The sequence below is a fragment of the Maricaulis sp. genome, from assembly GCF_030149515.1.
Classification (GTDB): domain Bacteria; phylum Pseudomonadota; class Alphaproteobacteria; order Caulobacterales; family Maricaulaceae; genus Maricaulis.
On the sequence record NZ_JASBRI010000017.1, the window covers coordinates 39,580 to 64,087 of the forward strand.

Here is a 24,508-nt window from a genome sequence, read left to right on the forward strand (position 1 = left end):
CCCTAGTTCATGTCGACGGCAAAACGCTGCATGCGTTCCAGCCAGACGGCGGCCATCGCGCCCAGCGCGATGGTCAGGATGAACAGGCCGACCATGATGTTGGACGGCATGGCGATGAAGAAGATCTGCGCCTGCGGCATCAGGCGGGACAGCACGCCCAGGGCAAGATAGAAGGTCAGCCCGAACACGATCAGCGGTGCGGCCAGCTGCACGCCAATGCGGAATGCGTCGATGAAGGCCTCGAGCGCCCATTGCGCGCCGTCGGCGAGAGAGGGCATCCGGCCGGCATCGAACACCGAATAGGAGTTCACCATCATCTGCAAAAGCAGATGATGGATGTTGGTCGCGAACAGCAGCACGAGGAAGGTGAGGTTGAGGAAGGTCGCGATCAGCGCACCCTGCTGGCCCTGCGACGGGTCGAAACTCTGCGCCATGGCGAGGCTGGTCTGCATGCCGATCACCTGTCCGGCCACGGCCGCGGCCGACATGAAGATACGGGCGACCGCGCCGATCATCAGGCCAACCACCACCTCCCCCATCACCAGGGCCGTCATCGCCAGCGGCTGGGCCGGCATCGGCGGCAGTACGGGTGCGATCGCGGGACCGACAATGAGGCAGACCAGAAGTGCAAAGGCCAGCCGTATGCGGACCGGGATAGACGGTTCGCCAAAGCCCGGCATGAGCATCAGGATCGAGCCGATCCGCGCGAACACCAGTCCTGCGGCAAAGACAATTTCGGGCGCCTGGGGAATCATGGCTGGGCGATCCGGTCGAAAATGACGGTCATGAAGCCCGACATCAGCGCGCCCATCAGTGGCAGGAAGATCAGGAGCGCGACAAAAATAGCGATGATCTTGGGCACGAAGACCAGCGTCATTTCCTGCACCTGGGTCAGGGCCTGAAACAGGGCAATGGTCACACCGACCGCCAGTCCGACCAGCATGATCGGCGCCGACATGGCCAGCATCAGCCAGATGGCTTCCCGGGCAAAATCGAGGACTTCCGGTCCTGTCACGTCTGCGGCCTCACCTTCTGCGAGGGGAATCGGGCTTACGGTTAATTATGTTTACGAATGGGCTTTCGACGTTAAGAAAGAGTCAATTCTGGTAAACGCGGGGAGTTATCCATTATGCGCTTTCGCACCCTTCTGATCGGCACGAGCTGCCTTGCTCTTGCGGCCGCCTGCACACCGTCCGACGAGGCCACAGCGCCGGTCGAACAGGTCGAGAATGCGGCCCAGCCCGCACCCGAAACCGCCACCGAACAGACCGAGACCGAGCGTCTTTATGCCTGGTTCGACGAACAGTTCCAGATCGAGCTGAGCCACTCGCCCACAGGCAAGACCTATCTGGGCATGATCGACGATCTGGAGGCCTACGGGCAATGGGACGATCCGTCCGAACAGGCCTTCCGCGACGGTCTGGAGCGCGGCGCAGCCCGGCTGCGCTACATGCGCGAGAATTTCGACTACGACGCGCTCACCCCGGAGGCGCAGGTGTCCTACCGGTTCGCCGAATTCATCGAGACCAACAACGCCCAGCAGGCGGAATTCCGGGATCACGGATTTGTCTTCACACAGTTCTTCGGCCCGCACACCGGGCTGGCAACCACGCTGATCGGCTATCACCGGATAGACAATGCGGATCACGCCGAAGCGTATCTGAGCCGCCTCAACGGTATGGGCGACGTGCTGGAAACCTTCACCGCGCGAGCCGAAGACCGGGCGCAGGGCGGCGTACTGGCGCCCGCCTTCGCCTATCCCATCGTGATCGAGGCCGCGCGCCGTTTCATCACCGGCGCGCCGTTCGACGACAGCGGCGAGGACAGCCCGCTGATGGGCGATTTCCGTGGCAAGGTCGGCGCCCTCGATATCGATCAGGCGGCCAGGGACGAGCTGATCGAACGGGCCCGCCAGGCCCTGCTGAACGAAGTCGGGCCCGCCTATACCGCGCTGATCGAAACCATGCAGCGTCATGCCGGGATGGCAGATGGGCGCAACCGGGGTGCCTGGAGCCTGCCGGAGGGCGAGGGCTATTATCGCAGCCAGCTCGACAACTACACCACACGTACAGACCTCACCGCCGCCGACATTCACCAGACCGGCCTGGACGAAGTTGCCCGTATCCATGACGAGATGCGGGCCATCATGGCCGAGGTCGGCTTCGAGGGCACCCTGGCCGAGTTCTTCGAATTCACGCGCACTGACGACCGGTTCTACCTGCCCGACACCGAAGAGGGCCGGCAGCAGTATCTCGACCAGGCAACAGCCTATGTCGATCACATCATGGAGATCGCACCGCAGTATTTCGACACATTGCCGCGAGGCGATCTCGAAGTACGCGCGGTCGAGGAGTATCGTATCGAAACGGCGACCGGCGCCTTCTACGAACGCGGATCGCTCGATGGCACAAGACCGGGCGCCTACTACGTCAATCTCGCGAATATGCGGGACAATCCGACCTATCTCATGGAGACCCTCTCCTATCACGAGGGTGCGCCGGGCCATCACTTCCAGATCGCCCTGGCTCAGGAACTGGACAATGTGCCGATGTTCCAGCGGCTGCAGGGCTATTCCGCATTCTCGGAAGGCTGGGGCCTGTATGCGGAAAATCTGGGCAAGACGATGGGCGGTTTCACCGATCCCTACCAGGATTTCGGCCGCCTCTCCTACGAGGTCTTCCGCGCTGCACGCCTGGTCGTGGACACCGGGATTCACGCCATGCAGTGGAGCGAACAGGACGCCATCGACTACATGGTCGCCAACACGCCCATGCCCGAAGGCGACATTGTCAACGAGGTACGCCGATATATGGTCTGGCCGGGCCAGGCCGTGTCCTACAAGGTGGGCATGCTGACCATTCTTGAGCTGCGTCAGCGGGCGATGGACGCGCTGGGCGAGGATTTTGACTGGGGCGAATTCCACGATGTCGTGCTGACCAATGGCTCGATCCCGCTGACCCTGCTGGAGGAATTGGTGGACGACTGGATCGCCGAAAAACAGGCGGCCGAATAGCCGCATAGAATTTGACAGCCAGGCCCGACAAGGGGCTATGCTGAAACGACCAGGCGACAGCCGCTGCCCCCGGGGGCAGCGGCTGCTGTCGATTTGGCGTTTCGGCGCCTTGCGAACCGCAGGACACCGGAACCCGGCAATCCCGGCTCAACCCGGCAATCGATGGGGACAATGACAATGATCAAGACACCGACACAAACCTGGCTCGCCGGCGCGTCTGCCCTCGCCCTGCTGGCCGCGTGCTCGCAGCCTTCCGAGGACGAGACCCGGGCACCGGCGCAGACCGAACAGCCGGCAAGCGAGACATCCGTGACCAGCAACGGCGAGGCCATTGAGACCGAATCCGATCGCCTCAATGCCTGGTTCGAACAGGTGTTCGAGGAAAATCTCGCACGCTACCCGATGATCCAGACCTATCTGGGCCGCAAGACGAATTACGGCCAGTGGAACAATGCCAGCGAGGCCTATGCCCGCGAGAGCTACGAGATCGGCCAGGCCAATCTGGCCTATATGCGCGAGAATTTCGATTTCGACGCGCTGGACGAAAATGCGCAATTGTCGTGGCGCCTGTTCGAATACGACGCCGAACGCGAGGCCGAAAGCTGGCGCTGGCGCGATCACGGCTACACCTTCACCCCGCTGTCCGGCCCGCACATGAATGCACCGACCTTCCTGATCAACAACCACCGGGTCGACACGCTGGAAGACGCCGAAGCCTATGTCGAACGCCTTGAAGGCATGGGCGAGTATCTCGACCAGAACATCGCCGGTTCGCGGCGCTCTGCCGAGGCCGGCATCCTGTCGCCGCGCTGGACCTACCAGCCGATGATCGAGACGGCCCGGAATGTCATTTCCGGTGCGCCCTTCGACGACAGCGAAACACCGAGCCCGCTTCTGGCCGACTTCCGCGGCAAGGTCGAGGCGCTGGATCTGGAACCGGCCGAGGCCGAACGCCTGATCGCCGAGGCCGAAGCCGCCCTGACCGGGATCGTCCGGCCGGCCTATGAGCGCATCATCGCCCTGTTCGAGGAGCAGGAAGCCGCCGCCTCGACCGATGACGGGGCCTGGCAGCATCCTGACGGCGGCGAATACTACAATCACCAGCTCAACGGCTATACGACGATGGACCTCTCCGCCGAGGAGATCCACCAGCTCGGCCTTTCCGAAGTGGACCGCATCCACGGCGAGATGCGCGCCATCATGGAAGAAGTCGATTTCGACGGCACGCTGCAGGACTTCTTCGAGTTCATGCGCACCGACGAGCAATTCTACTATGCCAATACGCCCGAAGGCCGGCAGCGCTATCTCGACGAGGCAACAGCCCTGATCGACACGATGCGCGAAACCCTGCCGCAGATGTTCAACACCTTCCCGGAAGCCGAGCTTGTCGTGCGCCGGGTCGAGGAGTTTCGCGAACAACAGGCGGGCAAGGCCTTCTACCAGCGCCCGGCCCCGAACGGGACGCGCCCGGGCGTCTATTACGCCAATCTGCGCGACATGGCCGACATGCCGATCTACCAGATGGAGGCGCTGGCCTATCATGAAGGCAGTCCGGGCCACCACATGCAGCTGGCCATCATGCAGGAGCTCGACGACGTGCCGGCATTCCGGCGCTTTGGCGGATATACGGCCTATACCGAGGGCTGGGGTCTTTATTCGGAGTACCTGCCCAAGGAGTTCGGCTTCTATTCCGACCCCTATTCCGATTTCGGCCGGCTGGCGATGGAGCTTTGGCGCGCCTGCCGCCTCGTCGTCGACACCGGCATCCACTATCACCAGTGGACGCGGGAAGAGGCCGTGCAGTACCTGCTGGAAAACACGCCCAATCCCGAGGGCGATGTGCGGGCGGCCATCGACCGCTACATCGTCTGGCCGGGCCAGGCGACGGCCTACAAGGTCGGCATGCTGGAAATCCTGCGCCTGCGCGATATGGCCGAAGAGGCGCTGGGCGAGGCCTACGACATCCGCGATTTCCACGACGTCGTGCTGACCCAGGGTGCCATGCCGCTGGCGGTGCTGGAGGAGCGCGTGAACGCCTGGATCGAGGAAACGCAGGCGGCGCAATAGGCGCGGCCGAACGGCCCAACGACAAAAGGCCTCCCGAAGGGGAGGCCTTTTCATCTGGCGGCTGCGGACACGCCCTAGATCGGCATGCGCAGGATTTCCTGATAGGCGCGGACCACCTCGTCGCGCACGGCGACGACGGTTTCCAGCGTGATCTCGGCTGCGGAAACCGCAGTTACGACATCCAGCAGTTCGGCCTCGCCGGCCGCGGCAGCGGCCGTCATCTGTTCGGCCTGGCCGATCGCGTTCGACGTGTCGGCGATGGCGCTGGAGACCATATTGCCGAAATTGAGTGCGGTTGCCTCGTCTTCCCCCGGCGTCTTGCCGGATGCGGAGTCCTGGGCCGCACGGACGGCGGCCTGGTAGGCCTGGACGGCAGCGAGATCGGCCATGGTTATCCCTTATCCTTGTTTCTCAAGGCGGCGCGCGTGTTCTAGCGGCGCAGCAGGTCCAGCGTGCGCTGTTCCATGCGCCGGCTGTTCTCGATCATGTTGAGATTGGCTTCGTAGGACCGCATCGCCTCGCGCATATCCATCATTTCAACCAGGGTCTGGACGTTGGACGTCTTCACATACCCGTCATCGTTTGCGGCGGGATGGCCCGGATCGAATTCCAGGGTGAAATCGGACTGGTCGTAGTCCACATCGCTCATGCGGACCGTATTGAGGCCGGTCACGCGATCCAGCTCGGCCTGGAAAACCGGGATCTGCCGGCGATAGGGATCGCCGCCCGGTTCGCGCGCAGTCGATTCGGCATTGGCGATGTTTTCCGAAATGATACGCATCCGGGCCGCCTGGGCCCGCATGCCCGCGGCGGAAATCGACATCGCGTCAGACGCATTGCTCATCTAGTCAACTCCGTTATCGCGCCGGCGGCTTGATCGCCATGCGAAGCAGGCCGAGGCTTTTCTGATACAGGGTCAACGCGCTTTCGTACTGCATGCGCGTGTCCTGGGCGCGGACCATCTGTTCTTCCAGAACGACCGAATTGCCGTTGATGGTGGTTTCCGAATCCGGCGCGTCCATGCTGTCCCAGGTGCGCGCCACGGCGTCCGAGGAGCCGCGCATGTGCCCGGCCTCGGTGGCCGCCATGCGCACGCCCCCCGACGACGGGCCGGACGCCTCGTTGCGCATCTGCCGCTGCAGCGCACGCTGGAAGTCGGCCACGTCGAGATCCTTCGCGGTGTAGCCGGGCGTATTCGCGTTCGCCACATTCTCCGAGAGCACGCGCTGGCGCTCGGCGTGGAAACTCATCGATTGTCGAAGAAGTCCCAGGACCGGGACGTCATCGGGCCGCATGCGCGAATCCCCTTTTCTACCGGTATCGAAGGTGCGCCGGCACGGTTAACGCGCACTTAACCGCATCAGCCCAGACACGATTCATCTCTTATGAGGCGGAAACAGCGATGACCGACATCGTCGATTGGACGCACTATTTCTTCGCCGTTGCGGTGCTTGCGATCCTGGTCGGCGCGCTGGGTCTGTTCGGCCACGCCGTGCGCAAGGGCTGGATTCTGCAGAACGTGACCGGGCTGCGCGGTTTCGCCATGGGCAATCACCGGCGGCTGCGGCTGAAGGAGACGCTGGTCATCGATCCGCGGCGGCGCCTGGTGATCGTACAGGCCGATGCCACCGAACATGTGGTCTTGCTGGGCGCCGAGGCCGAAACCGTCCTGGCCAGCCAACCGGCCCCGCCGGAACCCGAAATGCCGTTGGAGGCCGCGTCATGAGACGGAAGGGTTTGTGGGCCTGTATCGTCCTGTTCGTCCTGGGCGTTCTGACCCTGGCAGGCGCCAGCGCGGATGCCCAGAGCATCACTATCGATACCGGCACGGAAGGCCAGCTCACCGAGCGCGTCCTGCAGCTGATCGCGCTTCTGACCGTCCTGTCGCTGGCCCCGTCCATCGTCATCATGACGACGAGTTTCGTGCGCATCGTCGTGGTGCTGTCGCTGTTGCGGACCGGGCTGGGCCTGCAGCAGAGCCCGCCCAACGCGGTCCTCGTCTCGCTGGCGATCTTCCTGACCGGTTTCATCATGGCGCCGGTTTTCACCCAGTCCTACGAAGAGGGCATCCAGCCCCTGCTGGAAGACGAGATCGAGCTGACCGAAGCCTTCGACCTGTCGACCGGTCCGCTGAAGACCTTCATGCTGACCCATACGCGCGAGGACGATCTCGCCCTCTTCATCGACATGTCGCAACAGCCGCCGCCGGAAACACCCGAAGCCACATCCTTCTGGATCGTCGCACCGGCCTTCATGATTTCCGAGCTGCGCCGTGCCTTCGAGATCGGCTTTCTTCTGTTCATTCCCTTCCTGATCATTGACCTGGTGGTGGCCTCCATCCTCATGTCGATGGGCATGATGATGCTGCCGCCGATCGTTATCTCCCTGCCCTTCAAGCTGATCTTCTTCGTGCTGATCGACGGCTGGCGCCTGGTGACCGGATCGCTGATGCAGAGTTTCGGGACGGTGGGTTAGCGGCCGGGCCGGCGGTCGCCAACGATGAACGCCTAGCTCGGCCCGCCACCATTGTTGAAGCGGTCGCGGAAGGGCTCCATGAAGGCGTCCAGCGTATCGATGCTGGCGATGCGGGTCGCGAGGTCCGAGAATCGGGCATTGCCCGGCGGGGCATCGGCATCGGTCAGGAGTTCGAAGGCCGCAGTCTGGTCGGTCTGTGCCATCAACGCGCCGTACCGGCTGCCCAGCCGGGCCGATCCCGCAGTGTCACGGGCCAGGGAATAGGCAATCGCAGCGCGCATCACATCGGCCTGTTCGGACAGATCGAGCGCGTCGTCATTCGTGTACCGGTTACCCAGCAGGGCTTCGAGCCGGCGGCCGGCCGACGCCCAGTCGCGCTGGGTCCAGGCCACATCGGCACGCAGGCGGTTTGCCGGTTCCGACTGATCCGTTGCGATCAGTTCCAGCGCCTGGTCGTGGCGGCCCAGCTCGGACAGGGCGCGCGCCTCGAGCAGATAGCGCTCATTGACCAGAGGCCGGGGCAGGCCGGCCACGCGCGACGTGCGGACCGCATTCAGCGCATCCTCGTAGCGCCGGTCCATCAGATAGACGATCGCTAGATCGGTTGCCACGCGGGCCCGGGCCATGGGTTCACGCAGGCGGCTCTCGACCTGGTGCTGCAGCAATTCGGCGGCCGGGTCGAGCAGGTCAAAGGCGATGAGCCGGTCCGCGAGGCGCCGGATCATGCGGTCCCCGTCAGTGCCGATGGGCGCGAGGTGCTGATACTGGTAGAAGATCGCGACGGCCTCGACGGGGTCCATCCGGTCCGCCTCGCCCTCCAGGAAGAGCCGCCGGAATATGGTGGACATGCCCTCCCCGATGCGGCGGCCGGCTTCGGTATTGGGGAAACGCGCCTGGGCCGTGTCCATGGTTTCCAGTCCGCGGGCATACTGTCCCGAGCCGACATAGAGTTCGCCCAGCATGCGCACCGTTTCCAGCTCGATCGTGTCACCGCGCCAGCGAAAACGCAGATTTTCCAGATTGTCGATCGCTTCGGCGCGCGTGATCGCGCCGGTCGCCAGCTGCAGCCGGTAGAGATCGAACAGGGCCAGCGCCTCCATCGGCGCATCGCCCGACCGGGAGAGCGTTTCCAGCGCGGCGATCGCGCCTTCCATATCGCCCTCCGCCTCCGCCAGGCGCGCGGCGATATAGTCCGCCTGGAGACGGGTGCGCGCACCGGGTTCGCCGGTTTCCAGACGGTAGAGATAGTCCTGTGCGGCGGCGTAGTCGCCCAGCTCCAGCGCCGCACGCGCATGCGCCACATGGAAACGGGCCTGCCAGTCCGGCGGATAGTGGTAGATCGTGGCCTCGCCGTTGGAGAAACGCCGGCGGGCATCCTGCCAGCGCTCTTCCCCCACCGCCGTCATGGCCCGCCACAGGTCGGCAGCCGGATCCATCGCAAGCGATGCGTGGGCAAGATAGTCCTCGGCATCGTCCAGCCGGTTCATCATGTAGCTGGCCACGCCCTGCATGGCGCGAATATGGGCATCATTCGCCAGCGCGGGCTCTTCCCCGACCGCCAGTTCGATCATGCCCAGCGCCTCGGGTGCCAGCTGGTTGGCCAGAAGGAAGCGCGCCAGTGCGACCTGCCCGTCGGTTCCGTCCTCAAGGGCGGCCCGGCGCAAGCGCGCGCGCCATTCTTCCGGGAAATGACCGTCGCCATCCCAGGCATCGAAATACATCAGCGCGGGCGAGGAAATGTTGGCGAGTACCGACTCGTCGGGGCGGCCGGATGCACCGCCGGCCGGCGTCAGGTCGAGCCCGCCCGGACGGCCGATGGCTGCCCCCGAGCCCGTGAGCTGGATCACGATATCCTCGGCAATCGCCTCGACGGCGGCGCCCTGCGCACTCGGCAGCAATGCGCCACCGACGAATTCGCTGCGGGCGGTCAGGCCCTGAACGGGCGCACCGGCCGTGACGACCGCAATCCGGTCACCGACCACGGGATCGTCGACCCAGCGAATCTCGCGCGCCTCGGCCATGTCCAGCAGGATGCGGCCCGGCCGGGACCGGCGCGCATCGCGGCGCACCTGGATAGGCCGGGGCGGTGACTGGATGCTCTCGGAGAACACGATCGTCCAGCGGCTGCCGTCAATGCGCGCTTCGGCCTGCGAGGCCGCGGGCACGACGATACGGGCAGCGCTCCAGTCCTCACCCCGCACGGCGCTGAAATCGCGCACATGCCGGCGATTGGTGGTGTCGAGTTCGCGCAGATCGAGGTCGGCCCCGGCATCGAAGACGATCCAGACCGCCTCACCACGGCGGAATACCGCGGCACCGAGCGGCGCGGCCCAGTCGAACTCCACACGCAGGTCGCCGTTGTATTCCGACATGTTGGCGCGCACCGTGCCGCTGTCGGGAACGGGGTCGGCGCCCGGTTCGACCGGGTCGGCTGCCGCGGTTCCGGCCGGCTGGGCGGCCGGCGGCTGGCTGGCAGCGGGCTGCAGATTGGCCGGCCCGGCCGGTTCCGGATCGGTCCCGGTTTCGGGCGCAGCGGCCGGCGGGGCCGCCTCGTCAATGCCGGACGCGGGCTCGTCTGCATCCTCGGCATCCACGCCGCCAAGCTGGGCTAGAAGGGTCGCCGCATCGACGGTATCGGGATCGGGCAGATCCACCACCACGCGGCCGCCCTCGCCCCATGCCCGCACCTGCACGCCGGGATCGACAGTCAGGCGCAGCACCCATTCATCACCCTCGCGCCGGGCCGAGACGGTTTCAAGATGACGCGGCGGAGAACCGGCAAGCCGGTTCAGCGAGATGTCTGCAGGCTGTGCGAAGCGCACTTCCGCCTCGCGGCCATCCTGGCTCAGCGTGAAATCAACCTCGCGCGGCCAGAGGAATTCGATGCGCGTGTATTCGGTGGCCTGACCGACGCGATACTGCACGGGCAGCGGATCGGCGGGCGGCGGAGGCGGTGCCGGCATGGCGGCCAGTTCAGCCGCGCGCCGGGCCTCCTCGCGTTCACGCGCCTCGCGCGGGGATACGACGCCATCCGGCGCCGGAGCGCCCAGTGGCACGAGATCGATCGCCACCTGGTCATAGCTCGACGAGACATGGGCATCGGCCGGACGATTGAGCGCCACTCGCAGTGTCGCCCCGTCCGGATCCAGCCGCGCCCGTGCGGCCAGATCGCCCAGCTGTTCGGCCAGGTCGGCGGTATCGGCCCTCAAAGGCTCGCTCAGCCGTGCGATCAACACGGTATGCTGGACCGTGGCCTCGGCCGTGGGCCGGCTGTCGGCGACGCGGTCGTCATAGTCGATCAGGATTCGCGCACCGGTCCCGTTCCGCTCGACGACAAAGGCCCCGGCCGTCTGGGCCAGGGCTGTCGAACCGAGCAGGGCCAGCGCCAGGCTGCCTGCAAGAGTGGCGATATGTCTAGCCGCCTTCGGCAAGCCGGGCCTCCAGCTCAGCCACGGTGTCCGGCAAATCGCTGCGGGCCGCCATGCGTTCGGTCAGCCGGGCCGCCGCATCGGGTGCCATTTCGGCCAGGATCGGTCCGAACTGCCGCTGCGACATGCGCGCGGCGATCTGCAACTGGGTTGTCATGTCGAGGGTGGCGATCCGTTCAGCCGCATCGCGGGCATCCATCGCGCCGTACCAGGCCACGATGACCTGCATGTCCTCGCTCTCGCGCTCGGACAGGGAATTGGTCAATTCCTCGATCTGGTCGCGCAGCGCATTGAGCTCCTCGATCTTGCCGTCGACACGCTGTTCCATGGCCAGCATCAGTGCTTCGCGGGTTTCCAGCTGGGCCTCGCGGTCGTCCAGTTCGGCCGAACGTTCGCGCAGACGATAGATCACACGCTCTTCCTCGGCCGTACGCACACCATTGGCAATGCGTTCGGCAAAGGCCGCCGACACTTCGCCGGCCGGCATCGCCGGAGCGGGCTCTGCGGCCGCCTCGGCGGCGTCTTCAGCGGCGTCGCCGGATTGTGCGGAGGCATCTTCGTCCGCATGATCGCCATCGCCGTCCTGCGCTTCGCCCTCGCCGGACACGAGCGTAGCGGCGTGGGCGTCCCACCAGTCGGCAGCACCATTGGCGACCGAGAGGGTCTTCAGGCCGAACAGGCCGCCCATGAGGACGGCGAGCACGGTGAGCAGGCGGATCGGTTCACGCATGGATCTAGCGGACGTCCTTCAGATCGTTGATGACGCGCGAGCCGGCGCCTTCGGGAAAGTACTCGCTGGCGCGGCGGCGCGTGGGGCGGCGGGAGGACGCCAGGCTTTCCGCCGTACGGTCGGCCTGGCCGGCCATCAAACGCAATTCGTCGGAGAGCTTGCGGGCCTCCGCAACCCGGGACTCGAGTTCCTTGCCCGACTGGGCCGTGGCGCGTTCCAAAGCAGCCAGGCTGGCGCGCGCCCGGTCGGTCGCCTCATTCAGGGCGATGACAGAGGACTGCACCCCGTCCTGTCCCTTTTTCAGGGCATTCAGACGGCGGTCGACCCGCCAGCACATCACCACGGCGACCAGGAGCAGGGCGGCGACGAGGCCTTCGAAAACCAGAGCTGCGAGCGTCATGCGAACCTCATCATTGCTTTCTTGGCGCCCGGGGACAGCGGACCGTTCAGGCGCAGGGCTACATTGTGTCCGATACGGCCCATCCGGCCGCGCGTCAGCGGAACCTGCCCGCAGCGCAATTCGACTTCACTGTGCGGTGTGGCATCGAGGAAGAGCGTGTCGCCCACCTTCAGATCGGCGACCTTGCCCAGGGGCAGGCGCTGTTCGTCGAGTACCGCGTGAACTTCCATATTGGTCGACCACAGCTCGGTGGCGAGGTGGCCTTCCCAGATATTGTCGCGGCCGAACTTCTCGCCCATGAACTGCTGCAGCAGCATTTTCCGGATGGGTTCGAGCGTGGCATAGGGCAACATGAGCTCGATGCGGCCGCCGCGGTCTTCCATGTCGATGCGCAGCTTGACCAGGATGGCGGCATTGGCCGGACGCGCAATCGCCGCAAAACGGGGATTGGTTTCAACCCGTTCAAGATCGAAATCGACTTCGGTGAGCGGGGCGAAGGCCTGCTTGGCATCGTCCAGCACGACCTCGATCATGCGCTCGACCAGCATCCGTTCGATCGTCGTGTACGGACGTCCCTCGATACGCATGGCCGAGGTGCCCCGGCGGCCGCCGAGCAGCACGTCCACGATCGAGTAGATCAGGTTGGAGTCGACCGTCAGCAGGCCGTAATTGTCCAGCTGCTGGGCCCGGAACACGGCCAGGATGGCCGGCAGCGGGATCGAGTTGAGATAGTCGCCGAAACGGATCGAGGAAATATTGTCGAGCGAGACTTCCACGTTGTCGGACGTGAAATTGCGCAGCGAGGTCGTCATCAGGCGCACGAGGCGGTCGAAGACGATCTCCAGCATCGGCAGGCGTTCATAGGAGACCAGCGCCGAATTGATGATGGCGCGGATGCCGGACTTGTCGGCCGCATCGTCATCGCTGAGCGAGAAGCCGAGCAGGCTGTCGATCTCATCCTGGTTGAGGATGCGTTCCGGACCGCCGCCGACCGTGGGAAGTTCCTGGTCTTCGTCATCGCCGCCGACCATTGCCTCCCATTCGGACGCCAGGTCGAGGTCGTCACCGTCCTCGGCCATGGCCTCCCATTCGGCTGCCAGCGCGTCTTGATCCAAATCGTCAGACATTGAGCGTTCGATCCTGTTGGGGTTAGTCGACAATCATGAATTGCTGGATGAGCACGGCATCCACCTGGGCCGGCTCGATGGCGAGATTCACGCGGCGCAGCAATTCCAGCCTCACGCGATGCATGCCGGCCGAACCATAGAGGTCGTCCTCGCGCAGCTCGCGCAGGAACATGATGAACTGGTCCATGATCGAGTCGACATTGGCTTCCAGCACGGCACCGAGCTGGGGATTGCTGGATTCGAAGGACACTTCCAGCTGCAGGATGACCGGGCGGCCGTCGGACGAGCGGATATTGGTCGTGATGGTTTCGACCGCGCCCTCGCCTTCGGACAGGTCATAATAAAAGACCTCGCCACCATGCGTATCGGCGGCCGATGCCTCGTGATGCTCGCCGTCCCCGGCCTGCGCGGCGTCGGCGTGCCCGGCTTCGTCATCGCCGCCACCGGAGAACAGGAGGAAGCCGCCGACACCTGCCAGAAGCAGGATCAGCACCGGCAAGCCAATGAAAAGAGCCAGTTTTATCGGGCTCTTCTTCGGCTTTTCCTCGCCTTCGGTTTCGTCTTCGATGTCGTCATTCTCGTCGGACATGCCGCAGGCTCCACACGGAAGAATCGTCTGAAACCATTAACGGTCAGCGCGGTTAACGTTTCGTAGTGATGGCGCCGAGCCCGGCAACTTCTTCCCACCTGCCCGGACGCCTTTGCCGCAAAGGCAAGGCCTGCCCCGCACCTCCATCCACCCAACCCCCTGATAACCAAGAAAATTAACCTTGGCACGGAGCGTGCACCAGGCAGGGCAACCGCTGCGACACGACGGCGGAAATTGAGGTATCCAGAAAGGAAACCGCCCGATGGACAACGCAATCATGATCGGCCTCACGCGCCAGATGACCCTTCGCCGGGGCATGGACGTGATCGCCAACAACATCGCCAACGCCAACACCGCCGGCTTCAAGGTCGAATCGCTCCTCCTTGAGAACCAGCCCGCCCGCACGGCCGAGCATGCCGACGGCCCCGCCGACCTCCAGTATGTGAATACCTGGGGCATGGGCCGCGACTTCAGCCAGGGCGAAATGGAGCTGACGGGCCGCCCCTTCGATGTCGCCATCGAGGGCGAGGGTTTCTTCGCGGTCGAGGTGGACGGCGAGGAACAGTATACCCGCGACGGCCGCTTCCGTACGGACGCCCAGGGTCTGCTGGTCGCCGCCGACGGCGCCCCGGTGCTCGATGCCGACACGCGCGCGCCCATCCTGCTCGATCCCAACGCCTCCGAGACCGTCATCATCAATGGCGGTACGGTGATGCAGGACGGTGTGCAGGTCGGCCGGATCGGCGTGTTCGAGATGCCGGACCGCTCGGTGATGTCGAAAGAGGGTAATGGCCGCTACACCATCCCCGCGTCCGACAATCCCGACGATCAGCCCCAGGCCATGTTCGATCCCGTCGTGCGGCAGGGCTATGTCGAACGCTCCAATGTCCAGTCCATTCTCGAACTCACCGACATGATGGCCATCATGCGGTCCTACCAGTCCGTCTCGAAATTCCTGAACGACGCCGAAGACCTGAACAAGCGCGCCATCGAGCGCCTCGGCCGCGTCAGCTAAGGAGGAGTTGAACCATGCGCTCCCTCACCACCGCCGCTACGGGCATGCAGGCCCAACAGCTCAATGTCGAGGTCATCTCGAACAATCTGGCCAACATGAACACGACCGGGTTCAAGCGCCAGCGCGCCGAGTTTCAGGACCTCCTCTACCAGAACGTCCAGGCCATGGGCATGAACTCGTCCGATGCCGGCACGATCGTGCCGACCGGAGTTCAGGTGGGTCTCGGCGTCCAGGCGGCCTCGATCTACCGCATCACCGAACAGGGCTCGCTGTCGAATACGGGCAATCCGTTCGACCTGGCCATCTCCGGCCGCGGCCATTTCCGCGTTCAGATGCCGGACGGTTCGGATGCCTATACCCGCGCCGGCAATTTCGCGATCAGCCCGGAGGGCGAGATCGTCACGGCGGACGGCTATACCGTCTCTCCGGGCGTCGCCATTCCGCAGGATGCGCGCGAAGTCTCCGTGAATGCACAGGGGCAGGTCCAGGCCCTGATCGACGGCCAGACCGAACCGCAAACGCTGGGCCAGCTGGAACTGGTGACCTTCTTCAACGAGGCCGGCCTCGAGGCCATGGGCGACAATCTCTTCCTGGAGAGCGCCGCATCGGGCCCGGCCAATGTCGGAACGCCCGGCTCGCCGGGCTATGGCACGATCCGCCAGGGCTTCGTCGAAACCGCGAACGTCAATGCCGTCTCCGAAATCACCGCACTCATCCAGGCCCAGCGGGCTTACGAGATGAATGCCCGTGTCATCACTGCCTCCGACGAGATGCTCGCCGCCTCGTCCAACCTACGCTAACGGGAGCTGATCGATGATCCGCAAATCAATCCTCTCCCTGGCCTGCCTGGCCACCGCCGGACTGGCCTCCGGGCCGGCCCTGGCGGGCGAAGCGGTGGTGCTGCGCGAGACGCTCAATGTCGAAGGCCCGCATGTCACGCTGGGCGATCTCTTCGGCATCGACAGCGCGGCCGCCGATGTCGTCGTCGCCCGCTCGCCGGAGCCGGGCAGCCGCACCTCGCTGGACGTCAACTATGTCCGCCGCATCGCCGCCGAGAACGACCTCGACTGGGCCAATGCCGCCGGCGTGCGCCGCCTGACGGTCTCCCGTGCCAGCCGCAGCATCGGGGCGGACATGCTGACCGGCATCCTGGAAGGCGAGCTCTTCGCCCAGGAAGGCCGGGTGCACGAGGTTCAGCTGTCCAACACCGCAATGGCCCTGCATGCACCCCTCGAGTCCGCCGGGGGGCCGCAGATCGTATCGCTGAACTATGACGCGCGTTCCGGCATGCTGGCCGCGGAAATCACGCCCTATGACGGCGCCCGGCCGGTGCGGGTGACAGGCCGGGCCTATGCCACGGTCGACGTGCCGGTGCTCGCCCGTGCCATCCCGGCCGGGACCGAGATCACGGGCGGCGACATCGAATGGATTTCCCACCGTTCGGACCGTCTGCGTCCCGATGCCGTCCTCGATCCGGACGCGCTGATCGGCTTCGAGGCCCGCCGCACACTGCGGGCCGGCGAGCCGCTGCGCTCCTACGACCTGCAGCGCCCGCTGATGGTCGAGCGGGGCGAGCTTGTCACCCTCGTCTTCGAAGCTCCGGGCATCCAGCTCTCCGTGCGCGCCCGCGCCATGGAGAATGCCGCCGACGGCGAGATCGCCCGGTTCGTCAATCTGCAATCCAACCGCACGGTCGAAGCCCTGGTCGACGGGCCGGGCCGGGCCCTGGTCGGCATGGCGCCGGCCTCGAACAGCTAAGCCTCAGGAGCCTCCCATGATCCGCAAACTTGCCATCCTCATCATCGGCGCGGCGGCCCTGCAGGCCTGCGCCGCCACCGACCGCCTCTCCTATGTCGGCCAGACCCCGCCGATGACGCCGATCGAGAACCCGGCGGGTCTCGCCGGAACCGGGCCGTCGCAGATCCCGATGCCGGTCTATGCCGCGCCGCGCCGCCACACCTCGCAGACCAACTCGCTGTGGAACGCCAATTCGCCGACCTTCTTCGGCGATCCGCGGGCCGCGCGCGAAGGCGACATTCTCACCGTCAATATCGACATTTCCGACAGCGCCCAGCTGCAGAACACGACCAACCGGTCGCGCGCCTCGGCAGAAGACTCGAACCTGACGAACTTCTTCGGTGCCGATCTGACCGGCTTCTTCAACGACAATATCGATCCGTCCTCGCTGACCGATCTCGGGTCGAATTCCTCGCTGCAGGGATCGGGCTCGGTCAACCGTACGGAAAGCATCTCCCTGACCGTCGCCGCGATCGTGACCCAGGTCCTGCCCAACGGCAATCTGGTGATCGCGGGGCGCCAGGAAGTGCGCGTGAACAATGAAGTGCGCGAGCTGCTGATCACCGGCATCGCCCGCCCGCAGGACATCGCCTCGGACAATACGATCGCCCATACACAGGTCGCCGAGGCCCGCATTTCCTATGGCGGCCGCGGACATCTCTCCGACGTCCAGCGCCCGCGCTACGGCCAGGAAATCTACGACCTGCTGATGCCCTTCTAGGCTTTACCAGACCCCGCCACCATCGGGTTCCACTCGGGCCGTCGCTTTCAAGGCGACGGCCCTTTTTTCTATTCCCCGACCAGCGCGAACCACTCGTCCTCGCTGAGCGTGGTCACACCCAGTTCCGCCGCCTTCTTCGCCTTCGATCCCGCACCCGGACCGGCAACGAGATAATCGGTCTTCGAGGAGACCGAGCCGGAGACTTTCGCGCCCAGCGATTGCGCCTTCGCCTTGGCCTCGTCGCGGGTCATGCGTTCCAGCGTGCCGGTAAAGACCACGGTCTTGCCGGCGACCGGGCTGTCCGACGAGACGGCCTCGGCATCCTGGATGGTCAGCTGGGCGGCCAGCCGGTCTAGGAGATCGCGATTGTGCGGTTCGGTGAAATACTGGTCCAGCGCCTCGACAGCAGCATTGCCGATGCCGTCAATCCCCAGCATCTCCGCCCGCACGGCCTCGTCGGCGAGGCGTTCGGCAGCGTTGCGGAAGGCGGTCCAGCTGCCATAGGTGCGCGCCAGAAGCTGGGCCGTATTCTCACCCACATGGCGGATGCCCAGCGCGTTGAGGAACCGGCCCAGACCGATCGTGCGGCGGCTTTCTATGGCGGCAAACAGATTGGCAATACTGGTCTCCCCGAAGCCTTCGCGCTCCTGCAGTGGCGGTGTGATCCCGCCCGCCTCGTTGCGCGCCCTGAGGGTGAAGATGTCAGCCGGTTCACGGATCAGCCCCTCCTCGTGGAAGGCCTCGATCTGCTTGGTGCCCAGGCCTTCGATGTCGAAGGCCTTGCGGGAGACGAAATGCTTGAGGCGTTCCTTCAGCTGGGCGGCGCAGATGAGCCCGCCGGTACAGCGTCGCACGGCGTCCAGCTTGGCGGTCCTTGGATCGTGCTCACGCAGGGCCTGGCTGCCGCAGACCGGGCATTCTGTTGGAAAAACAAAGGGCGCGCCCCGGCCTTCGCGATCCGGATCGACCACTTTCACGACCTGCGGAATGACATCGCCGGCGCGCTGGATCACCACCGTGTCGCCGACACGGACATCCTTGCGCTCGATCTCGTCCTGATTGTGCAGGGTTGCGTTGGTGACGACGACACCGCCCACCGTGACCGGTTTCAGCCGTGCCACCGGGGTCAGGGCGCCGGTGCGGCCGACCTGGATGTCGATGGCTTCCAGAACGGTGGTGGCCTGTTCGGCCGGGAATTTGTGGGCGATCGCCCAGCGCGGCGCACGGGCGACAAAACCCAGCCGCTCCTGCCAGTCCAGCCGGTCGACCTTGTAGACGACACCGTCAATGTCGTAGCCCAGAGTGGCCCTTCGCGCCTCGATATCGCGATAGACGGCAACCAGATCGTCCACGCCATGACACCGCTGCATCATCGGATTGGTCGCAAAACCCCACTCCGACAGGCGCAAGACGGCCTCGAATTGCGTATCCGCCAGGCGTTCGCTCACCTCGCCCCAGGCATAGGCAAAGAATTGTAGCGGCCGCTGCGCAGTCATCGCCGGATCGATCTGGCGAAGGGAGCCGGCGGCGGCATTGCGGGGATTTTTGTAGACGGGCTTGCCCGCGCCTTCCTGCCGCCTGTTGAGGGCGGCGAAATCCTCGTGCGACATATAGACTTCGCCCCGCACTTCCAGCACCTCCGGCCAGCCGGTCCCTGGCAGGGTTTCCGGGATATCCTCGAGGGTCAGCAGGTTGCGGGTTACGTCCTCGCCGGTCTGGCCGTCGCCGCGGGTGGCACCATGGACGATCCGGCCCTTCTCGTAGCGGATCGAGGCCGACAGGCCGTCGATCTTGGGCTCCGCGGTGACGGCCACGGGCTCGTCCTCGCCCAGGCCGAGAAAGCGCCGGATACGGCCGACGAAATCCGCCACATCGTCGTCATTGAAGGCATTGCCCAGTGACAGCATCGGCACCGCGTGCACGATCTCGCCGAACCTGCCCGAAGGTGCGGCACCCACCCGCTGGGTCGGGCTGTCGGCATGCGCGAGATCGGGAAAGCGCACCTCCACCGCTTCAAGGCGCTGGCGCAGCCTGTCATAGGCGGCGTCGGAAATCTTCGGTGCGTCGAGCTGATAGTAGGCCTTGTCGTGCGCCGCGATCTCCCGGGCCAGGCGCGCATGCTCGGCAGCGGCCTCTTCGGCCGTGAGATCCTCGACATCCTTGAGTGCGCTCATCGGCGGCCATCCTCGTCTTCGAATCGGACCGGGAAAAGACTAAGCCTCAACTGCCATCAGCGCATCCGCCTGGGCCCGTGCCGCATCAGTGACCTCGGCTCCGGACAGCATGCGGGCGATCTCCTCGCGCCGTTCCTGGCCCTCAAGGCGAATCAGCGAGGTGCGCACTCCGCCCTTCCCGTCATCATCCTTGACGATCTTCCAGTGATGGTCGGCCACGGCGGCAACCTGCGGCGAATGTGTGACCACAAGGGTCTGCCCCTTCTCCGCCAGGCGTTTGAGACGCCGGCCGACGGCGTCGGCCACGGCACCGCCGACACCCTGATCGACCTCGTCGAATACCAGAACCAGGCCTTCATCCTCACCGGCCAGGGACACTTTGAGGGCGAGACCGAAGCGCGAGAGCTCGCCCCCGGAGGCGATCTTGTCCAAGGGGCCGAAGGGCGAACCGGGATTGGTGGCGACCTCGAAGACGACGCTGTCGCGGCCCTCGGGCCCGGCCCTGTCATCGTCGGAGGTGACAGTCACCCGGAAGCGGGCCTTCTCCATCTTCAACGGCGGGAGTTCACCGGCCACGGCACTGGACAGGGCCTCGCCCGCCTGTTCACGGCTGCGCGAGAGGGCATGGGCGGCATCGTCATAGCGGGCCCTGGCCGCGGTTACCGCCTTGTCCGCCTCGGCAATCCGGTCGGCAGCGTTCTCGATCGCATCGAGCTGTTCGGCCAGCCGGCCGTGCAGGGCCGGCAGGTCGGCGGCCTCGACCGAATGCTTGCGGGCCAGGCCGCGCAGGGCGAACAGGCGCTCTTCCACGGCATCGAGGCGGCCAGGCTCGACATCGAAGGCCTGGGCCGCATCGGCCAGGGCATCCTCGGCTTCGGCAAACTCGATCAGGGCGCGATCGATGGCACCGGAGGCGCGTTCCAGCGCTGCGCCGGCCGCACCCCCGCCCTCGCCGATATGGCCGCGCACCCGTTCCAGCCCCCGAAGGGCCGCATTGAGCCGACCCTCCAGCCCGCCGCCATCGCCGGCCAGCGCCTCCTGCGCTTCCTGAAGATCGCCCAGCGCCCGTTCGGCGCCCTGCAGGAACTGGCGCTCGTCGGCCAGTTCCGCCTCTTCCCCGGTTTTCGGCGACAGATGCTCCAATTCCTCGAGCGCATGCGTGAGAAAGGCCTTTTCCTCGTCCGAGGCCTTGTTGGCCGCGACCAGTTCGTCGCGCCTGCGGCGGGCGTCGGACAGCGCCTTCCAGGCTTCACGGCAAGCCGTGCGCAGCTCGTCATGACCGGCAAAGCTGTCGAGATAGCTGCGATGGGTTTTCGGATCCATCAGCCCGCGCCCGTCATGCTGGCCATGCACTTCCACCAGGACATCGCCCAGCGAGCGCAACAGGCCGATACTGGCGGGCTGGTCGTTGACATGGGCCCGGGACCGGCCGTCCCCGGACAGGCGCCGGCGCAGGATCAGCGGCTCGCCCGGCTCCACCGCAATGCCCGCCTCGTCCAGAAGCGCGCGGGCTGGATGATCGGCAGCCAGCTCGAATTCGGCTATGGCCTGGGCCTCTTCGGCGCCCGAACGCACCTGTGTACGGTCTGCCCGCTCGCCGGCGGCCAGGCCCAACGCCCCCAGAAGAATCGATTTACCCGCGCCTGTCTCGCCCGTCAGGGCACACAAGCCGCTCTCGAAGACCGCATCCAGCGTGTCGATCAGGACAACATTGCGAATGGAGAGGGAGAGCAGCATTCAGGCGTTCGCGCCCCCGGTCCCTAGCCGAACAGGCGCCGCCAGGCGCGTTCGAAATACGAGGGATCGTCGCGACCCACAGCCTCGTCCAGCGTAATGCCCTCGCGGGTCAAAAGATCATAGCTGTCCTGATACCAGTCGCTGCCCGGGAAATTGTGACCGAGCACGGCGGCGACCTGCCGCGCCTCGTCGTCGACGCCCAGCGCGACATAGGATTCCACAAGACGGTGCAATGCCTCCGGCACATGCGTGGTCGTGCCATAATCGCGGACCACGTTCTGGAAGCGGTTGATGGCGGCGAGATGATAATTGCGGCGCAGATACCAGCGGCCGACGCTCATCTCCTTGCCGGCGAGATGGTCACGCGTCATGTCGATCTTCAGCCGTGCATCCGTGGCGTAGCGGCTGTCCGGAAAGCGGCGCACCACCTGTTCCAGTGCGTTCAGCGCCTGCTGGGTAGCGGCCTGGTCACGGCCGACATCCATGATCTGCTCGAAGTAACAGATCGCCACGAGATAATAGGCGTAGGCCGCGTTGCGATTGCCCGGGTGCAGCGAGATAAAGCGCTCGGCATCGGAGATCGCTTCCTCGTAATTGCGCGACTGGTAATTCGCGAAGGCCGCCATCAGCATAGAGCGGCGGGCCCATTCCGAATACGGGTGCTGACGCTCGACTTCGTCGAACTGGGCCGCGGCCTGCCGGTACTGGTTGCGATCCATGCTCTGGAAGGCTTCGCCGTAAATCGTTTCGGCGGGACGTTCGACATAGGCCAGATCTTCGCGGGGGCGGTTGGACTGGCAACCGGCCACGACAAGCGCGGACAGGACAAGCGGCAACAGGGTACGCAATGAAGGGGTCATCAGGACACGGCTCAACAGCTGTGGCGGCCGGCCGGCCACCCGTTCGATAGCGTTTGTAGCGGATGATTGGCCGGGGCAAAAGTGCCCCGTCAGTGACCGGGCAAAAGACAGCTCAGGAATGCGCCAGGGCGACGTCCTGACGGGCCTCGTCGCGCATGTTCACCCATTTCCAGGCGGTCGCGTCGTCCAGCAGTGTGCGCAAGGCGAGATTGTTGATGGCATGGCCGGGCCGTTCAGCGGCGTAACGGCCGATGATCGGGGCGCCGGCCAGGTAGAGATCACCCAGCGCGTCGAGCGCCTTGTGCCGCACGAATTCGTCCTCGAACCGCAGGCCTTCCGGATTGGCGATGCCGGTTTCGTCCAGCACCACGGCATTGTCCATCGACCCGCCCCGGGCCAGGCCGGCGGCCAGGAGGGCGTCATAATCTTTCCTGAAACCGAAGGTGCGCGCCCCGGCGATGTCGGCCGAGAAAATTTCCGGGGTCACGTCGAAGATGCAGGACTGACGGCCGACTGCAGCGTGTTCGAAGGCGATTTCCACCTCGATCATCGGCTTCAATGCCGGCAGGAAGCTGGCACGGCGCTCGTCCATCTCGACCGTCACCGGCTTGAGCACCTGGATCGCGCGGCGCGGCGCGGCGCGGGATTGCAGACCCACCTGCCTGATCAGCTTGACGAAGGGCGCCGAGGATCCGTCCATGACCGGGATTTCCGAACCGTCGACTTCGATCAGCGCATCGTCGACACCCAGGCCGGCCAATGCCGCCATGAGGTGTTCCACCGTGGCGACCGAGACACCCGCCCGATTGCAGATGGTCGTGCCCAGCCGAAGCTCGCTGACGGCGTGGGCACGCGCGGCGATGCGGTTGTCACGATCGGTGACATCCGTGCGCACGAAGGTGATGCCCGCGCCGGCGGAGGCCGGCTGCAGGACGATACGAACCCGTTCGCCCGAATGAAGGCCGATGCCTGCGCAGACCACTGGGGCCGCCAATGTGTGCCGGTTAATCACTGTTACGCGCCGTCTGCTCTATGGTGTCCCAACATGGCGAAGCAAGTCTGTCCGGCGGTAAGCGCCGTCCCTCGCCTGCACCCAACACCACGGCCTGTCAGCGATCAATTAAACCATTGTTGCGTTTTGTTACGCGATTGCAGCAAATCCGGAATCGAAACGGCCCGCTCCTGTGTCGGGAGGCGGGCCGTTGTCATGACATCGGCAGCTGGAGCTAGTTGGCCTGGCGGCGCAGGAAGGCCGGGATTTCCAGATCGCCTTCGTCCAGGCTGTCGCCGAAAAGATCGCCCGACTGCGGGCGCGGCTGGGTGGTCGGGGTCTGGACCGGAGCGCTCTTGGTCACCGGTGCGGCCTTGGGCGCCGGTTCCGCGGGTTTGCGGCGGCGTCCGAACAGGGAGAAGCCGCCCCGCTTGCCATCATCCTGGGTTTCCGCCTGCGGCTGGGCCTCGCCCCGGCGCTGCTCGTAACGCGCGTTCAGGCTGGCCGCTTCCTGGGCCAGGCGCGCCTGGTCCTGCACGACCTGCGGGGTTTCCGCCCGGCGTTCCGGGTGTGTGCGTGCATCGGCCAGATAGGGATCGGTGTCGCGATCGATATCGGCTTCGGCGACCGCATCGGAGAGGTCCTCCGCGCCGACGGCCCGCTTCATCGGCTCCGCTTCCGTCTCGGGCTCCCGAAACTCCGGCTCTGCGCGGCGGACCAGGGGGTCAGGCCGGGCCTGGGCCCGCGTGTCCCCGGTCAGGCGGCCCGGACGGTCGGATCCGGTGCGTTTCCAGGGCAGGATGGCGTCGTTCGGGCTGGTGCGTTCAGCGCTGTGGCCGGTACGCTGGCGCGTACGGGTCTCGGCCTGGACGGCTTCCGCGTCGATCCCGGTCGCGACGACCGAAACGCGCATCGAACCTTCCATGTTTTCGTCGAACGTGGAACCGACAATGATATTCGCCTCCGGATCGACCTCGGCGCGGATTTCGTTCGCGGCCTCGTCGACCTCGTAGAGGGTCATGTCGTAGCCGCCGGTGATATTGATCAGGACGCCGGTGGCCCCCTTCATCGACACATCGTCCAGCAGCGGGTTGGAAATCGCCGCCTGGGCGGCTTCCACGGCGCGCTTCTCGCCGGAGGCCTCGCCGGTGCCCATCATCGCCTTGCCCATCTCGTTCATCACGGCGCGAACGTCCGCAAAGTCGAGATTGATGAGGCCCGGCATCACCATCAGGTCGGTGATACCGCGCACACCGGAATGCAGGACCTGGTCGGCCATCGAGAATGCCTCGGCGAAGGTCGTCTTCTCGGTCGCGATACGGAAAAGATTCTGGTTCGGGATCACGATCAGCGTGTCGACATGATCCTGGAGCTGTTCGATGCC

23 protein-coding genes are annotated in these 24,508 nt (G+C 65.3%); 8 read left to right on the plus strand and 15 right to left on the minus strand.

What is annotated here, in order from left to right; translation table 11 throughout:
* Nucleotides 1-2 precede the first annotated feature (2 nt).
* A complete protein-coding gene (fliR, locus tag Q1U94_RS07545) occupies nucleotides 3-755 on the minus strand; it encodes a flagellar biosynthetic protein FliR (RefSeq protein WP_300543107.1) in 753 nt (250 codons plus the stop codon).
* On the minus strand, nucleotides 752-1,015 hold the full coding sequence (gene fliQ, locus Q1U94_RS07550; protein WP_300543108.1) for a flagellar biosynthesis protein FliQ: 264 nt from the start codon (nucleotides 1,013-1,015) through the stop codon (nucleotides 752-754). Before fliQ ends, fliR begins: the two co-directional genes overlap by 4 nt.
* Nucleotides 1,016-1,129: 114 nt before the next feature.
* Here fliQ and Q1U94_RS07555 point away from each other — a divergent pair, with 114 nt between their 5' ends.
* A complete protein-coding gene (locus Q1U94_RS07555; protein WP_300543109.1) occupies nucleotides 1,130-3,013 on the plus strand; it encodes a DUF885 family protein in 1,884 nt (627 codons plus the stop codon).
* 177 nt (nucleotides 3,014-3,190) lie between these two features.
* On the plus strand, nucleotides 3,191-5,080 hold the full coding sequence (locus tag Q1U94_RS07560) for a DUF885 family protein (RefSeq protein WP_300543110.1): 1,890 nt from the start codon (nucleotides 3,191-3,193) through the stop codon (nucleotides 5,078-5,080).
* 74 nt (nucleotides 5,081-5,154) lie between these two features.
* On the opposite strand, the gene fliE is transcribed toward Q1U94_RS07560, so the two are convergent.
* The 3 genes from fliE to flgB are packed head-to-tail and all read right to left on the minus strand — an operon-like array spanning nucleotide 5,155 to nucleotide 6,375.
* Nucleotides 5,155-5,469, minus strand: a complete 315-nt coding sequence (fliE, locus tag Q1U94_RS07565; protein WP_300543111.1) for a flagellar hook-basal body complex protein FliE — start codon at nucleotides 5,467-5,469, stop codon at nucleotides 5,155-5,157.
* A gap of 41 nt (nucleotides 5,470-5,510) precedes the next feature.
* Nucleotides 5,511-5,924, minus strand: a complete 414-nt coding sequence (gene flgC / locus Q1U94_RS07570) for a flagellar basal body rod protein FlgC (protein WP_300543113.1) — start codon at nucleotides 5,922-5,924, stop codon at nucleotides 5,511-5,513.
* A gap of 13 nt (nucleotides 5,925-5,937) precedes the next feature.
* The gene (gene flgB, locus Q1U94_RS07575) at nucleotides 5,938-6,375 is read right to left on the minus strand and encodes a flagellar basal body rod protein FlgB (RefSeq protein WP_300543114.1); all 438 of its coding nucleotides are present in this window, start codon (nucleotides 6,373-6,375) and stop codon (nucleotides 5,938-5,940) included.
* Nucleotides 6,376-6,482: 107 nt separating this feature from the next.
* Here flgB and Q1U94_RS07580 point away from each other — a divergent pair, with 107 nt between their 5' ends.
* Together Q1U94_RS07580 and fliP are read left to right on the plus strand one after the other, a co-directional pair.
* A complete protein-coding gene (locus tag Q1U94_RS07580; RefSeq protein ID WP_300543115.1) occupies nucleotides 6,483-6,806 on the plus strand; it encodes a flagellar biosynthetic protein FliO in 324 nt (107 codons plus the stop codon).
* Nucleotides 6,803-7,555, plus strand: coding sequence for a flagellar type III secretion system pore protein FliP (gene fliP / locus Q1U94_RS07585; RefSeq protein WP_300543116.1), 753 nt, complete (start codon nucleotides 6,803-6,805; stop codon nucleotides 7,553-7,555). Before Q1U94_RS07580 ends, fliP begins: the two co-directional genes overlap by 4 nt.
* Nucleotides 7,556-7,587: 32 nt before the next feature.
* Here fliP and Q1U94_RS07590 read toward each other — a convergent pair whose 3' ends face one another.
* Genes Q1U94_RS07590 through Q1U94_RS07610 form a run of 5 tightly spaced genes read right to left on the minus strand, consistent with a single transcriptional unit; the run spans nucleotide 7,588 to nucleotide 13,829 of the window.
* The gene (locus Q1U94_RS07590; protein ID WP_300543118.1) at nucleotides 7,588-10,986 is read right to left on the minus strand and encodes a hypothetical protein; all 3,399 of its coding nucleotides are present in this window, start codon (nucleotides 10,984-10,986) and stop codon (nucleotides 7,588-7,590) included.
* Complete coding sequence (locus Q1U94_RS07595) at nucleotides 10,970-11,713, minus strand: hypothetical protein (RefSeq protein WP_300543120.1); 744 nt, start codon at nucleotides 11,711-11,713, stop codon at nucleotides 10,970-10,972. Before Q1U94_RS07595 ends, Q1U94_RS07590 begins: the two co-directional genes overlap by 17 nt.
* A gap of 4 nt (nucleotides 11,714-11,717) precedes the next feature.
* Complete coding sequence (locus tag Q1U94_RS07600) at nucleotides 11,718-12,113, minus strand: DUF6468 domain-containing protein (RefSeq protein WP_300543122.1); 396 nt, start codon at nucleotides 12,111-12,113, stop codon at nucleotides 11,718-11,720.
* A complete protein-coding gene (gene fliM, locus Q1U94_RS07605) occupies nucleotides 12,110-13,240 on the minus strand; it encodes a flagellar motor switch protein FliM (protein WP_300543123.1) in 1,131 nt (376 codons plus the stop codon). Before fliM ends, Q1U94_RS07600 begins: the two co-directional genes overlap by 4 nt.
* Before the next feature lie 22 nt (nucleotides 13,241-13,262).
* Nucleotides 13,263-13,829 (minus strand): flagellar basal body-associated FliL family protein, encoded by a 567-nt coding sequence (locus Q1U94_RS07610; RefSeq protein ID WP_300543124.1) that lies wholly within the window; start codon nucleotides 13,827-13,829, stop codon nucleotides 13,263-13,265.
* A 262-nt stretch (nucleotides 13,830-14,091) separates the two neighbouring features.
* On the opposite strand from Q1U94_RS07610, the gene Q1U94_RS07615 reads away from it, so the two are divergent.
* From Q1U94_RS07615 to flgH, 4 genes are read left to right on the plus strand one after another with little or no spacing between them, the layout of a single operon-like run.
* Nucleotides 14,092-14,844, plus strand: coding sequence for a flagellar hook-basal body complex protein (locus Q1U94_RS07615; RefSeq protein WP_300543125.1), 753 nt, complete (start codon nucleotides 14,092-14,094; stop codon nucleotides 14,842-14,844).
* A 14-nt stretch (nucleotides 14,845-14,858) separates the two neighbouring features.
* Nucleotides 14,859-15,644, plus strand: a complete 786-nt coding sequence (gene flgG / locus Q1U94_RS07620; RefSeq protein WP_300543127.1) for a flagellar basal-body rod protein FlgG — start codon at nucleotides 14,859-14,861, stop codon at nucleotides 15,642-15,644.
* 13 nt (nucleotides 15,645-15,657) lie between these two features.
* Complete coding sequence (gene flgA / locus Q1U94_RS07625) at nucleotides 15,658-16,602, plus strand: flagellar basal body P-ring formation chaperone FlgA (RefSeq protein ID WP_300543128.1); 945 nt, start codon at nucleotides 15,658-15,660, stop codon at nucleotides 16,600-16,602.
* 16 nt (nucleotides 16,603-16,618) lie between these two features.
* On the plus strand, nucleotides 16,619-17,362 hold the full coding sequence (gene flgH / locus Q1U94_RS07630; RefSeq protein ID WP_300543129.1) for a flagellar basal body L-ring protein FlgH: 744 nt from the start codon (nucleotides 16,619-16,621) through the stop codon (nucleotides 17,360-17,362).
* Between the two features lie 68 nt (nucleotides 17,363-17,430).
* On the opposite strand, the gene ligA is transcribed toward flgH, so the two are convergent.
* The 5 genes from ligA to Q1U94_RS07655 form a co-directional block, all read right to left on the minus strand.
* Nucleotides 17,431-19,536, minus strand: coding sequence for an NAD-dependent DNA ligase LigA (ligA, locus tag Q1U94_RS07635; RefSeq protein ID WP_300543130.1), 2,106 nt, complete (start codon nucleotides 19,534-19,536; stop codon nucleotides 17,431-17,433).
* A 39-nt stretch (nucleotides 19,537-19,575) separates the two neighbouring features.
* Nucleotides 19,576-21,273 carry a DNA repair protein RecN gene (gene recN / locus Q1U94_RS07640; RefSeq protein WP_300543131.1) on the minus strand — a complete coding sequence of 566 codons (1,698 nt, stop codon included), beginning with the start codon at nucleotides 21,271-21,273 and terminating at the stop codon, nucleotides 19,576-19,578.
* 23 nt (nucleotides 21,274-21,296) lie between these two features.
* Nucleotides 21,297-22,133, minus strand: a complete 837-nt coding sequence (locus Q1U94_RS07645; protein ID WP_300543132.1) for an outer membrane protein assembly factor BamD — start codon at nucleotides 22,131-22,133, stop codon at nucleotides 21,297-21,299.
* Nucleotides 22,134-22,245: 112 nt separating this feature from the next.
* A complete protein-coding gene (lpxC, locus tag Q1U94_RS07650; protein ID WP_300543133.1) occupies nucleotides 22,246-23,145 on the minus strand; it encodes a UDP-3-O-acyl-N-acetylglucosamine deacetylase in 900 nt (299 codons plus the stop codon).
* 214 nt (nucleotides 23,146-23,359) lie between these two features.
* Nucleotides 23,360-24,508 (minus strand): cell division protein FtsZ (locus tag Q1U94_RS07655; protein WP_300543134.1); only part of this gene is annotated, 1,149 nt, incomplete at its 5' end.